The sequence below is a fragment of the Pseudomonas sp. B21-028 genome (genome assembly GCF_024749045.1).
In the GTDB taxonomy this organism is placed as follows: domain Bacteria; phylum Pseudomonadota; class Gammaproteobacteria; order Pseudomonadales; family Pseudomonadaceae; genus Aquipseudomonas.
In genome coordinates, this window is the sequence record NZ_CP087184.1 from 2,151,333 (window position 1) to 2,163,824 (window position 12,492).

Here is a 12,492-nt window from a genome sequence, read left to right on the forward strand (position 1 = left end):
GGCGGAACTCGAGTGCCGGGGAGGTGCGGGTTCACGCTTCTATATATAGAAGCGTTGGCGCAGAGCCTCTGGAATGATCGGCTGTATTTGCAATCCGGGCGAGGCATGACCGTTTGCCTCGCTCCTAATGTCGGCGCCTGTTTTCCAGCCATTTTCAGTAGGGTGACTTCTTGAGTTTGACCTACTAGAATGCATGCCCTTGATTCTGGGGTCGGAAAACGCCCGGCCAACGTCTGTGCAACGAGGAATATCCATGCAAGTTTCTGTTGAAAATACTACTGCTCTTGAGCGCCGCATGAGCATCACCGTGCCGGCTGAGCGCATCGAGACTCAGGTCAACAAGCGTCTGCAGCAGACTGCCCAAAAGGCCAAAATCCCAGGTTTCCGTCCAGGCAAGGTGCCAATGAGCGTGATCCGTCAGCGTTACGAAGCTGATGCGCGCCAAGAGGCCGTGGGCGACGTGATCCAGTCTTCGTTCTACGAAGCCGTGGTCGAGCAGAAGCTGAACCCGGCCGGCGCGCCATCGGTCGAGCCTAAAGTGCTGGAAAAAGGCAAGGACCTGGAATTCGTTGCCACTTTCGAAGTGTTCCCCGAGTTCACCGTTGCCGGTTTCGAATCGATTGCCGTCGAGCGCCTGAGCGCTGACGTGTCGGATGCCGACCTTGACAAGATGCTGGACATCCTGCGCAAGCAGAACACCCGTTTCGAAGTGGCCGATCGCGCCGCGCAGAACGAAGATCAACTGAACATCGATTTCGTCGGCAAGGTCGACGGTGAAATGTTCGCCGGCGGTTCCGCCAAGGCCACCCAGCTGGTGCTGGGCTCCGGTCGCATGATCCCGGGCTTCGAAGATGGCCTGGTCGGCGCGAAAGCCGGCGAAGAGCGCGTTCTGAACGTGACCTTCCCAGAGGACTATCAGAACCTGGACCTGGCCGGCAAAGCCGCCGAGTTCACCGTGACCGTCAACAGTGTTTCCGAGCCTAAGCTGCCTGAGCTGAACGAAGAGTTCTTCGCCCAGTTCGGTATCAAGGAAACCGGTCTGGAAGGTTTCCGCGCCGAAGTTCGCAAGAACATGGAGCGTGAGCTGCGTCAGGCCATCAAATCCAAGGTCAAGAATCAGGTCATGGACGGTCTGCTGGCCTCCAACCCGATCGAAGTGCCTAAGGCCCTGCTGGACAACGAAGTGAACCGTCTGCGTGTGCAGGCTGTTCAGCAGTTCGGCGGCAACATCAAGCCTGATCAACTGCCGGCCGAGCTGTTCGAAGAGCAAGCCAAGCGTCGTGTCGTACTGGGCCTGATCGTTGCGGAAGTGGTCAAGCAATACGAACTCAAGCCTGACGAAGCCCGCGTTCGCGAGCTGATCCAGGAAATGGCTTCGGCTTATCAGGAGCCGGAGCAAGTCGTGTCCTGGTACTACAAGAATGACCAGCAGCTGAACGAAGTCCGTTCGGTTGTGCTCGAAGAACAAGTTGTGGATACTGTTCTGCAGAAAGCTAGCGTGACCGATAAAGCGGTCTCTTACGAAGAAGCGGTCAAGCCGGTGGAAGCTCCACAAGCCGATTGATTGTTCTGCGGTAAGAAATACACACCATAAGCCAGCCTTCGCGCTGGCTTATGCGTATTCAAGACATAACTATTTGGGAGTGACTGCGAGACATGTCCCGCAATTCTTTTTATCAGCAGAGCTCTGACATCCAGGCCGCAGGCGGCCTGGTCCCGATGGTTATCGAGCAGTCCGCCCGCGGCGAACGTGCCTATGACATCTATTCGCGCCTGCTCAAGGAACGCGTCATCTTCCTGATCGGGCCCGTTGAAGACTACATGGCCAACCTGGTTGCGGCGCAACTGCTGTTCCTTGAAGCGGAAAACCCGGACAAGGATATCCATCTTTATATCAACTCACCTGGCGGTTCGGTGACTGCAGGCATGTCGATCTACGACACCATGCAGTTCATCAAGCCGGACGTTTCCACCATCTGCATCGGCCAGGCCTGCAGCATGGGCGCTTTCCTGCTCGCCGGCGGCGCAGCGGGCAAGCGTCATTGCCTGCCTAACTCGCGCATGATGATTCACCAGCCATTGGGCGGCTTCCAGGGTCAGGCGTCGGACATCGACATCCATGCCAAGGAAATCCTCCACATTCGTTCGCGTTTGAACTCGCTGTTGGCTCATCACACCGGTCAAAGCCTCGAAACCATTGAGCGAGACACCGAGCGTGACAACTTCATGAGCGCTGAGCGTGCAGCCGAATATGGCCTGATCGACTCCGTGATCAACAAGCGTCAAATGCCTGCCTGAGCCACTCAAAATGCAGGTGGTTGGGATGACCGGCCGCCTGCGGGCTTGAAAAAGCCCGCAATTGCCTTCATCTTGTGTTGCAAGCCTATCGGATTTGGATCGATCGAATGACTGACACCCGCAACGGCGAGGACAACGGCAAACTGCTTTATTGCTCTTTCTGTGGCAAAAGCCAACATGAAGTACGCAAATTGATTGCCGGTCCCTCGGTCTTCATTTGCGACGAGTGCGTCGACCTGTGCAATGACATCATCCGTGAGGAGGTGCAGGAAGCCCAGGCCGAAAGCAGCGCGCATAAGTTGCCTTCGCCTAAAGAAATCAGCGGCATCCTTGACCAGTATGTAATTGGTCAGGAGCGTGCGAAAAAGGTATTGGCCGTAGCGGTTTACAACCACTACAAGCGCCTCAACCAGCGTGACAAAAAGAATGATGAGGTCGAACTCGGCAAGAGCAACATCCTGCTGATCGGCCCGACAGGCTCGGGTAAGACCCTGCTTGCCGAAACCTTGGCCCGTTTGCTGAACGTTCCGTTCACCATCGCCGACGCAACCACCCTCACCGAGGCGGGTTACGTGGGGGAGGATGTCGAGAACATTATTCAGAAGTTGTTGCAGAAGTGCGACTACGATGTCGAAAAGGCCCAGATGGGCATTGTCTACATCGATGAAATCGACAAGATTTCCCGCAAGTCCGACAACCCGTCCATCACCCGGGATGTATCCGGTGAGGGCGTGCAGCAGGCCTTGCTCAAGTTGATCGAAGGCACGGTCGCTTCCGTTCCGCCCCAGGGTGGTCGCAAGCATCCGCAGCAGGAGTTCCTGCAGGTCGACACCCGCAACATCCTGTTCATCTGCGGTGGTGCGTTCTCCGGTCTGGAGAAGGTCATCCAGAACCGTTCCACGCGCGGCGGCATCGGCTTCAACGCCGAAGTACGCAGCAAGGAAGAGGGCAAGAAGGTCGGTGAGTCCCTGCGTGAAGTCGAGCCTGACGATCTGGTCAAGTTTGGTCTGATCCCGGAATTCGTCGGTCGCCTGCCGGTTCTGGCGACGCTGGACGAGCTGGACGAGGCCGCGTTGATGCAGATCCTGACCGAGCCGAAGAACGCCCTGACCAAGCAGTATGCCAAGCTGTTCGAAATGGAAGGTGTAGACCTGGAGTTCCGTTCCGACGCGCTGAAGTCGGTGGCCAAGCGTGCCCTGGAGCGTAAGACCGGTGCCCGTGGGCTGCGCTCGATTCTCGAAGGTGTATTGCTCGATACGATGTATGAAATCCCCTCGCAGTCCGAGGTGAGCAAAGTCGTGATCGACGAAAGTGTCATAGAAGGCAAGTCCAAGCCGCTGTATATCTACGAAAACAGTGAGCCGGCTGCCAAGGCTGCACCGGACGCCTAAGCGTCCAGCTGCTGGAACAAAGGAGGGGCCTTCGGGCCCCTTTGCTTTTATGTGGCGAGGGGATTTATCCCCTCGCCACATAGAGTTGTGTATAACTTTTATTTCTTTTAACCGTCTGGCATTTGCCTTAGCGCTTGTTTTTTTTCAAGGCTGCCCCCATCTTGGTTTCAAGCTTACTTCCATCTGTTTCCGGCCTTGTGGCCGCCGTTGAGGCGAAATCATGAAGACAACCATCGAATTGCCTCTCTTGCCGTTGCGCGATGTCGTGGTATATCCGCACATGGTTATCCCGCTGTTCGTGGGGCGCGAGAAGTCCATCGAAGCCCTCGAGGCCGCGATGACGGGTGACAAGCAGATTCTGCTGGTGGCCCAGAAAAATCCTGCTGACGATGATCCTGGTGAAGATGCGCTTTATCGCGTAGGTACCATTGCCACGGTCCTGCAACTGCTCAAGCTGCCCGACGGCACCGTCAAGGTCCTGGTTGAAGGCGAGCAGCGCGGGGCGGTTGAGCGTTTCAGTGAAATGAACGGCCACTGCCGCGCCGAAGTGTCACTGATCGATGAAGCCGACGTGCCTGAGCGAGAGTCGGAGGTGTTCGTCCGCAGCCTGTTGTCCCAGTTCGAGCAGTACGTACAGTTGGGCAAAAAAGTGCCGGCTGAGGTGCTGTCGTCGCTGAACAGCATCGATGAGCCCGGCCGGCTGGTCGATACGATGGCCGCCCACATGGCGCTCAAGATCGAACAGAAGCAGGAAATCCTCGAGATCATCGATTTGTCCGCCCGTGTCGAACACGTGCTGGCATTGCTCGATGGCGAGATCGATCTGCTGCAGGTCGAAAAACGAATTCGTGGTCGCGTCAAGAAACAAATGGAGCGTAGCCAGCGCGAGTACTACCTGAATGAGCAGATGAAGGCCATTCAGAAAGAGCTGGGCGACGGTGACGAAGGCCATAACGAAATCGAGGAGCTGAAAAAGCGCATCGATGCCGCCGGCTTGCCCAAGGATGCCCTGGCCAAGGCCCAAGCCGAGCTGAACAAGCTCAAGCAGATGTCGCCGATGTCCGCCGAAGCCACCGTGGTGCGCTCCTACATCGACTGGCTGGTGCAGGTGCCGTGGAAAGCCCAGAGCAAGGTGCGTCTGGATCTGGCCCGTGCCGAGGACATCCTCGACGCCGATCACTACGGCCTGGAGGAGGTCAAGGAACGCATCCTCGAATACCTCGCCGTGCAAAAGCGCGTGAAGAAAATCCGTGGTCCGGTGCTGTGCCTGGTCGGTCCTCCCGGGGTCGGTAAGACTTCCCTGGCAGAGTCGATCGCCCACGCCACCAATCGCAAGTTCGTGCGAATGGCCCTCGGTGGCGTGCGCGACGAAGCGGAAATCCGTGGTCATCGCCGCACCTACATCGGTTCGATGCCAGGAAGATTGATTCAAAAGATGACAAAGGTCGGCGTGCGCAATCCGCTGTTCCTTCTGGACGAAATCGACAAGATGGGCAGCGATATGCGTGGCGATCCCGCTTCCGCGTTGCTCGAAGTGCTCGATCCGGAGCAGAACCACAACTTCAACGATCATTATCTGGAAGTCGACTACGACTTGTCGGACGTGATGTTCCTGTGCACCTCCAACTCCATGAACATCCCGCCGGCGTTGCTGGACCGCATGGAAGTGATTCGTCTGCCGGGCTACACCGAGGACGAGAAGATCAACATCGCCGTCAAATACCTTTCGCCGAAGCAGATCCAGGCCAACGGCCTGAAGAAAGGCGAGCTGGAATTCGACGAGGAAGCGATTCGCGACATTATCCGTTACTACACCCGCGAAGCCGGTGTGCGGGGCCTGGAGCGGCAAATTGCCAAGGTCTGCCGCAAGGCGGTCAAGGAACACGCGCTGGAAAAACGCTTTGCGGTCAAGGTCACTTCGGATCTGCTGGAGCACTTCCTGGGCGTGCGCAAATTCCGCTACGGCCTGGCCGAGCAGCAGGATCAGATCGGTCAGGTGACCGGCCTGGCGTGGACCCAGGTCGGTGGCGAGCTGCTGACCATCGAAGCTGCCGTGGTACCGGGCAAAGGGCAATTGATCAAGACCGGTTCCCTGGGTGATGTGATGGTCGAGTCGATCACGGCGGCGCAGACGGTCGTTCGCAGCCGTGCCCGCAGCCTGGGCATTCCCCTGGACTTCCATGAGAAGCGCGACACGCATATCCATATGCCCGAGGGGGCTACGCCCAAGGACGGCCCCAGCGCCGGCGTAGGCATGTGCACGGCCCTTGTATCGGCTTTGACCGGCATTCCGGTGCGCGCCGACGTAGCCATGACCGGTGAAATCACCCTGCGCGGACAGGTACTGGCGATCGGCGGGCTGAAGGAAAAACTGCTGGCGGCACACCGCGGCGGGATCAAGATCGTGATCATTCCAGAGGAAAATGTGCGCGATCTGAAAGAAATTCCTGACAATATCAAGCAGGATCTTCAGATCAAACCCGTTAAATGGATTGACGAGGTCCTGCAAATTGCGCTGCAATACGCGCCGGAGCCCTTGCCGGATGTGGCTCCGGAGATTGTCGCGAAAGATGAGAAGCGAGAGTCTGACTCTAAGGAAAGAATTAGCACGCATTAATACGCATTTGCCTGGGGGGCTTCCTTGACAGTTTTTTAGAGCCCTTGTTATAAAGCGGCTCTTAAGTGTCTGTAGGCCATTCAGCACTCGTTTTTGCTTTCACCAAAAAAACTTAGAATCATCTCAAATAGATATAAGGGGACTTAGAGTGAACAAGTCGGAACTGATTGATGCTATCGCTGCATCCGCTGATATCCCGAAAGCTGCTGCTGGCCGCGCGCTGGACGCTGTAATCGAATCCGTCACTGGCGCTCTCAAGGCTGGCGACTCCGTTGTTCTGGTTGGTTTCGGTACCTTCTCCGTTACCGATCGTCCAGCCCGTACCGGCCGCAACCCGCAGACCGGCCAGGCACTGCAGATCGCTGCCGCCAAGAAGCCAGGCTTCAAGGCTGGTAAAGCACTGAAAGACGCCGTTAACTAAGTTTCATTGAGTTTATCCGGGTCGGGGTCATGCCTGGCTTGGCAGCGGAGCGGTAGTGGGATCGGTTCCGACCGGTCTGTCGTACCAGGGCTCGCGGGTTCGAGCCCGGTCCGCTCCGCCAGTTACGAGAAGGCGCATCCTCGGATGCGCCTTTCTTCTATCCGGATTCTACCCACGCTCCACGGTTGCTTAATTTGAAGTTCAACCGTTTCTGGGGGACGCATGCTGCAGAATATCAGGGACAATTCACAAGGCTGGATTGCCAAGACCATCATCGGGGTCATCGTCGCATTGATGGCGTTGACCGGTTTCGATGCCATTTTCAAAGCCACCACCCACAGCAATGACGCGGCCAATGTCAACGGCGAGAACATCAGCCAGAATGAGCTGAGTCAGGCGGTCGACATGCAACGTCGCCAGCTCATGCAACAGCTGGGCAAGGATTTCGACGCCTCCCTGCTGGACGAAAAGATGCTCCGCGATTCGGCGCTCAAAGGCTTGATCGATCGCAAGTTGCTGCTGCAAGGCGCGCACGATGCGAAGTTCGCTTTTTCCGAAGCCGCGTTGGACCAGGTGATCTTGCAGACGCCTGAATTCCAGGTCGATGGCAAGTTCAGCCCCGAGCGTTTTGACCAGGTGATTCGCCAACTGGGTTACAGCCGTCTGCAATTCCGCCAGATGCTGGCCCAGGAAATGCTGATTGGCCAACTGCGTGCCGGTCTGGCCGGCAGCGGTTTCGTGACCGATGCCCAGGTGTTGGCGTTCGCCCGTCTGGAAAAGCAGACCCGTGATTTCGCCACCTTGACCCTCAAGGCTGATCCGTCGGCGGTGAAGCTGACCGATGACGAGGTCAAGGCTTACTACGACAAGCACGCCAAGGAATTCATGAGCCCCGATCAGGTGGTGATCGATTACCTGGAACTGAAGAAAGCCGCTTTCTTCGATCAGGTCAGCGTCAAGGATGAAGACCTGCAAGCGGCGTATCAGAAAGAAATCGCCAACCTGTCCGAACAGCGTCGGGCGGCTCACATCCTGATCGAAGTGAACGACAAGGTCAGCGAAGCCCAGGCCAAGGCGAAGATCGAGGAAATCCAGGCTCGTCTGGCCAAGGGCGAGTCGTTCGAAGCCCTGGCGAAGGAGTTCTCCCAGGATCCGGGCTCGGCGAACAACGGCGGCGACCTCGGCTATGCCGGTCCAGGTGTCTATGATCCGGCGTTCGAGAAGGCGCTGTATGCGTTGAACAAGGATCAGGTTTCGGCACCGGTGCGCACCGATTTCGGTTTGCATCTGATCAAGCTGCTGGGTGTCGAAGCGCCTGAAGTGCCAACCTTTGCCAGCCTCAAGGATAAGTTGACCCGCGAGCTGAAGACCCAGCAGGTGGAGCAGCGTTTCGTCGAGGCGACCAAACAACTGGAAGATGCTTCGTTCGAAGCTTCCGATCTCGCGCAACCGGCCCAGGACCTGAAACTGACCGTTCACACGTCGGCGCCGTTCGGTCGCGAGGGCGGGGAAGGGATCGCGGCCAATCGCGCTGTCATCGCTGCCGCGTTCAGTCCTGAAGTGTTGGATGACGGTGCCAACAGCAGCGTCATCGAGCTGGATCCGGAAACCGTCGTGGTGCTGCGTGCCAAGGAGCATCGCAAGCCCGAGCAACTGCCGCTGGAAAGCGTGGAAGCAGCCATCCGTACCCAGCTGGCCAAGGAACACGCCAGCGAGGCCGCCAAGACCCGGGCCGATGAGCTGATCGCGAGCCTGCGCGAAGGGAAAACACCGCTGGCCAAGCCTGTCGACGGTCAGAACTGGAAGGTCGTCGAGGCGGCGACTCGCAGCCAGGAAGGTATTGATCCTGCAGTGCTGCAGGCTTTGTTCCGCATGCCAAAACCTGAGTCCAAGGACAAGCCGACATTTGCCAGCGTGACCTTGCCTGACGGTAGCCTGATGCTGGTGCAACTGCGCGGCGTGAATGAAGCAGCAGCACCCACTGACGCGGAGAAGGCCGAATATCGCCGTTATCTCGCGTCCCGTGTTGGCCAGCAGGACTTTGCGGCTTATCGCAAGCAGTTGGAAAGCGAGGCGGACATCAAGCGTTTCTGATGCTTTGATGCTTTGCTAATAAAGACCCCGGCCGAAAGCCGGGGTCTTTTTGTGGTGCGCCTATTGCCAAATGACAGGATGTTCATCGGCCCACTGGATTTACGTCTTTTTCCCGCAAACATCCCCCAGTAGACTTGTACCCCTTTGAAACACGAATACCCACGCCGGCGGTGGGCGTTCTGTTGCACAATACGCCCCCGGACCGTTTTCCTCAGGATGTTCAATGTTCAGATCATTTCACATGCGCACCGTCGGACTGGCACTGATGCTGGTCGCCGCAGCCGGTTGCTCGTCGAAGAATGCCGCTATTTACGAGCATGAGAACTTCGATGACTCCGGTACGTTCTCCCGTACCTATCCGGTAAGCGACACCGTGACCTGCGAAGCCGGGCGCCGGGCCTTGCTCAGCCAGGGCTACATCATTACCAGCAGTGACCCTAAGCTGGTGAGTGGTCACAAGAGCTTCCAGCAGACCGGTGATACCCACATGGAGATCAGCTTCAACCTGGTCTGTGCCGAGGACGGCGGCAGCGGACATCATGCGACCATGTTTGCCAACGCGTTGCAGGACCGTTATGCGCTGAAGAAAATCAACAACTCCGCCAGCCTGGGCGTGGGTGTGTTGGGGTCGGTTTCGATGCCGATCGGTTCGTCGGATGATTCGATGGTCAAGGTGGCCAGCGAAACTGTCTCGGCGACCAGGTTCTACGAGCGCTTCTTTGCCCTGGTGGAGATGTTCCTTCCTGCGGAAGCGAAGAAAGGCGCACCGATTGCCGAAAAGCCGGATACCGAGCTGGGGGTTCCAGAGCCCAAGGCCGAAACGGCTGCGCTGACACCGGCTCCAGAGCCTGCTGCGCCGGTAGAGCAAGCTGCCCCGGCCCCAGCCCCAGCCGAGGTCGCACCTGCAGTGTCTGAGCCTGTCGCACCGCCGCCGGAGCCTGCGCCGATTGCACCCAGCGAGCCCGCGCCGTACGTAGGCCCGGAATCGACGCTGGAAGTGGTCACGCCACCCCCTCCCAGTGATTTGCCGCCGCCGACCGAGGCGATCCAGCCGCTTCCTTCCTCCTGAGCGGCAGTCATTCCTTGTCACACCTGTATAGGTTGATTTCCCATCGCTGTGCTACGTTTGAAACATGAAGCCTTTGCTTCATGTTTTGTTCATAAAGCAGCTTTATTCTGACACCAAGGCCATCAGGCATCGGTTCAACGATATGGGAAGGATTCAAAATGGATGATTATCAGGAAGAGCTGCTGGAATATCAGGCTTACGAGCTGGATCCGCTGGAGCCCGCCGAGGATGCGACGGAGTTATAAGAGCAGCCGCAAGCGGCAAGCTTGAATTTCAATTCACCCTCAGGCTGCGACGAAACGCTCCCGGCGTCTGGCCATTCCAGCGTTTGAAAGCGCGCTGGAATGCCTCGGCCGAGGCGAAGCCCAGCAAGTAGGCGATTTCGCCGAACGCCAGTTCGGTATCTCGGATGTAGGTCATGGCCAGGTCGCGACGCGTGTCATTGAGGATTGCACGAAATTGCGTGCCTTCTTCCGCCAGTTTCCGGCGCAGCGTCCAGGTTGGCAGCTTCAGGCGCGCCGCCACTTCTTCCAGGTCGGGTTCGCGGCCACCATTGAGCAACGGCCCCAGCAGTTGAATGATGCGTTCGCGCAGGCTGCGGGTGCGGGTGAGCTGTTCCAGTTCCTCCTCACACAGTTGCACCAAGTGCCGCCAGGTGCTGGGGCAGTGCTGCGGGTTGCGTCGGGCAAGGTCCTCCAGGCCCAGGCGCAGCTGATTCTGCTCGGCACCGAACAGGATCGGGCAATCGCCGAGCATGCGGTAGGCGTCCAGGTAAGTGGGTGCCTCGAATTCGATCTCGATGCGCTCGGCCCGTAACGGGGTGCCACTCACGCTGGATAACTGCTGGAGCCAGCCGGCAACGATCGAGTCCACGACGAAGCGGTTATAGGCGTTATAGGGGCTGATGGAATAGAACCGCAGCCAGGCGCCCCGGGCGTCCTCGTGGAAACTCGATTGGCCACGATAGTTGGCGCCATACAACGGCTCGAAGCGAATCAGGCAGCGTGCCGCTTCACGTACCGTTGGGGCCTGGGCCGCCGTGACGCCAGCGAGGCCGGCCTGACTCAAGCGGCTGAGCTGGCCCATGCGCAGGCCCAGGGCTGCATCCTGGGTCTGCTGGATCGCGGCGTGGCCGAGGCGCATATAGCGTGGAATCGATAATCGGGCCCGGGGTTCGGCCAGGCGCGCGGTGTCGAGGCCGTACTGTTCGAGCAGGGGTTGGGGATCCTGGCCATGGCTGGCGACCGCATCGGCCAGGCTATGGACGAAGCCCACGGACAGGTCGCCCAGGCGCATCGGCTGCGGTCTCATGTTCACAGCCACAAGTTCAGCAGGCGGGCGCCACGGGCTTCGCCATCGGGGAAATGCTGGCCGTCGTGGCTGATGAAACTCTGGCCGGCGCTGCCGTTGTCCCAGAACTGGCCGCGCAAGAATACGCTGATACCGCCCTTGGCCTGGCTGATGGGCAACTGACTGGTCAGCGTCAGGCGATGCCAGGCCTGGCCTTCGCTCATTTCACCGGGCTTGAGGCTCACCTCGCTCGGCGTGGACAGGCCTTTATAGCCGTTCCAGGGTTTGTTCCAGGTGTCACGCCCACTGACGAAGGCGGGCACCGCGATCAGTTGTACACCCTGTTCGTTGAGTTGCCGATAATAGCGCGGATACCAACTGTCGCTGCCGATCAGCACGCCCAGGCGTCCGGCGGGGGTATCGACGACGCGGAGGGCGTCCTGGCGGTCGGCCTCCAGCACATCCCGTTGCTCGAACACCGGATGCTGCTGACGCTGGGGCTGGCCGAGCGGTCGACCGTCGCTGCCAAACACCAGGCTGCTGTTGTACAGCGCGCCTCGGCCGATTTTCAGTTCACCTTCGCTGACGCTGGGCTCGGGCAATACGATGGAGCCGGCCACCAGGGTCACGCCGAATTCCCGGGCCAGCCCGCCGAACATGGCCTGGTAATCACGGGCCATGGCGTCGGCTTTCATGCGCAGGTAGGCATCGTCCAGGCGGTTATCGCCTTGGGCATTGATCAACCCCCGGATGAACGCCAGCGGGTTGCTGATTGCCAGCCAGTTCATGGCTTCCTTCAAGGTGCCGGCCTGATACAGCTCGTCCTTTTCTCCGCTGATCATCAGCCAGGTGCCGATGTGCTCGGGCAGGACCACGATGGTCTTGTCGCTGAGCAAGCCCAGGTCGCGAGCGGTCTGCAGGTAGGCCGCCAGTTTGCGGCGCAGGTGCCCGGGGTTCTGGTAGTCGGTGGGGAACAGTTCAGGCTGGATGCCCAGCAAGTTGCCTCGATCAGCAGGGACACCCTGGTCGACCGCCAGGTCGATGCGCAGATCCGAGAGGTAGTGCCCCGTCGGACGATCCGTTGTCCACAGTGCATAGCTCATCAGGGCGGCGATCAGGGCCAGTGAAAACAGCAGGTACAGAAGTTTACGCATGGAGAGCAGCTAGCGGCCGTGTGCGGTTCTTACGGGGCAGGGTACGGTAAAACCTGCAATTAGCAAAAGAGAAGTCCCTGTGTGGGAGCGAGCCTGCTCGCGATAGCGCCGGATCAGCAAGCTCAATGGCGGCTGACACACCGCTATCGCGAGCAGGC

9 protein-coding genes are annotated in these 12,492 nt (G+C 58.7%); 7 read left to right on the forward strand and 2 right to left on the reverse strand.

Features of this window, described 5'->3' with window-relative positions:
• The first annotated feature begins 253 nt into the window (after nt 1-253).
• From tig to LOY35_RS09840, 7 genes are all read left to right on the forward strand, one after another.
• A complete protein-coding gene (gene tig, locus LOY35_RS09810; protein ID WP_258632124.1) occupies nt 254-1,564 on the forward strand; it encodes a trigger factor in 1,311 nt (436 codons plus the stop codon).
• Nucleotides 1,565-1,656: 92 nt separating this feature from the next.
• On the forward strand, nt 1,657-2,298 hold the full coding sequence (clpP, locus tag LOY35_RS09815; protein ID WP_003183177.1) for an ATP-dependent Clp endopeptidase proteolytic subunit ClpP: 642 nt from the start codon (nt 1,657-1,659) through the stop codon (nt 2,296-2,298).
• Between the two features lie 107 nt (nt 2,299-2,405).
• Nucleotides 2,406-3,689, forward strand: a complete 1,284-nt coding sequence (gene clpX, locus LOY35_RS09820) for an ATP-dependent Clp protease ATP-binding subunit ClpX (protein ID WP_024778305.1) — start codon at nt 2,406-2,408, stop codon at nt 3,687-3,689.
• A 220-nt stretch (nt 3,690-3,909) separates the two neighbouring features.
• Nucleotides 3,910-6,306, forward strand: a complete 2,397-nt coding sequence (gene lon / locus LOY35_RS09825; protein WP_258632125.1) for an endopeptidase La — start codon at nt 3,910-3,912, stop codon at nt 6,304-6,306.
• 148 nt (nt 6,307-6,454) lie between these two features.
• Nucleotides 6,455-6,727 carry an HU family DNA-binding protein gene (locus tag LOY35_RS09830; protein WP_024778307.1) on the forward strand — a complete coding sequence of 91 codons (273 nt, stop codon included), beginning with the start codon at nt 6,455-6,457 and terminating at the stop codon, nt 6,725-6,727.
• 222 nt (nt 6,728-6,949) lie between these two features.
• Nucleotides 6,950-8,821, forward strand: a complete 1,872-nt coding sequence (locus LOY35_RS09835) for a SurA N-terminal domain-containing protein (protein ID WP_258632126.1) — start codon at nt 6,950-6,952, stop codon at nt 8,819-8,821.
• A 223-nt stretch (nt 8,822-9,044) separates the two neighbouring features.
• Nucleotides 9,045-9,890 carry a DUF2242 domain-containing protein gene (locus LOY35_RS09840; RefSeq protein ID WP_258632127.1) on the forward strand — a complete coding sequence of 282 codons (846 nt, stop codon included), beginning with the start codon at nt 9,045-9,047 and terminating at the stop codon, nt 9,888-9,890.
• A gap of 273 nt (nt 9,891-10,163) precedes the next feature.
• Here LOY35_RS09840 and LOY35_RS09845 read toward each other — a convergent pair whose 3' ends face one another.
• Both LOY35_RS09845 and LOY35_RS09850 read right to left on the reverse strand, forming a co-directional pair.
• Nucleotides 10,164-11,201: an AraC family transcriptional regulator gene (locus tag LOY35_RS09845; RefSeq protein WP_258632128.1), complete on the reverse strand. Its 1,038-nt coding sequence runs from the start codon at nt 11,199-11,201 to the stop codon at nt 10,164-10,166.
• 2 nt (nt 11,202-11,203) lie between these two features.
• The gene (locus LOY35_RS09850) at nt 11,204-12,334 is read right to left on the reverse strand and encodes a carbon-nitrogen hydrolase family protein (RefSeq protein ID WP_258632129.1); all 1,131 of its coding nucleotides are present in this window, start codon (nt 12,332-12,334) and stop codon (nt 11,204-11,206) included.
• Between the last annotated feature and the right edge of the window lie 158 nt (nt 12,335-12,492).

Excerpts from the sequence above, each read along its gene's own strand:
- LOY35_RS09835 (WP_258632126.1), top strand. The coding sequence starts at position 6,950 with ATGCTGCAGAATATCAGGGACAATTCACAAGGCTGGATTGCCAAGACC.
- LOY35_RS09850 (WP_258632129.1), bottom strand. The coding sequence starts at position 12,334 with ATGCGTAAACTTCTGTACCTGCTGTTTTCACTGGCCCTGATCGCCGCC.
- LOY35_RS09845 (WP_258632128.1), bottom strand. The coding sequence starts at position 11,201 with ATGAGACCGCAGCCGATGCGCCTGGGCGACCTGTCCGTGGGCTTCGTC.
- clpP (WP_003183177.1), top strand. The coding sequence starts at position 1,657 with ATGTCCCGCAATTCTTTTTATCAGCAGAGCTCTGACATCCAGGCCGCA.
- lon (WP_258632125.1), top strand. The coding sequence starts at position 3,910 with ATGAAGACAACCATCGAATTGCCTCTCTTGCCGTTGCGCGATGTCGTG.
- LOY35_RS09840 (WP_258632127.1), top strand. The coding sequence starts at position 9,045 with ATGTTCAGATCATTTCACATGCGCACCGTCGGACTGGCACTGATGCTG.
- tig (WP_258632124.1), top strand. The coding sequence starts at position 254 with ATGCAAGTTTCTGTTGAAAATACTACTGCTCTTGAGCGCCGCATGAGC.
- clpX (WP_024778305.1), top strand. The coding sequence starts at position 2,406 with ATGACTGACACCCGCAACGGCGAGGACAACGGCAAACTGCTTTATTGC.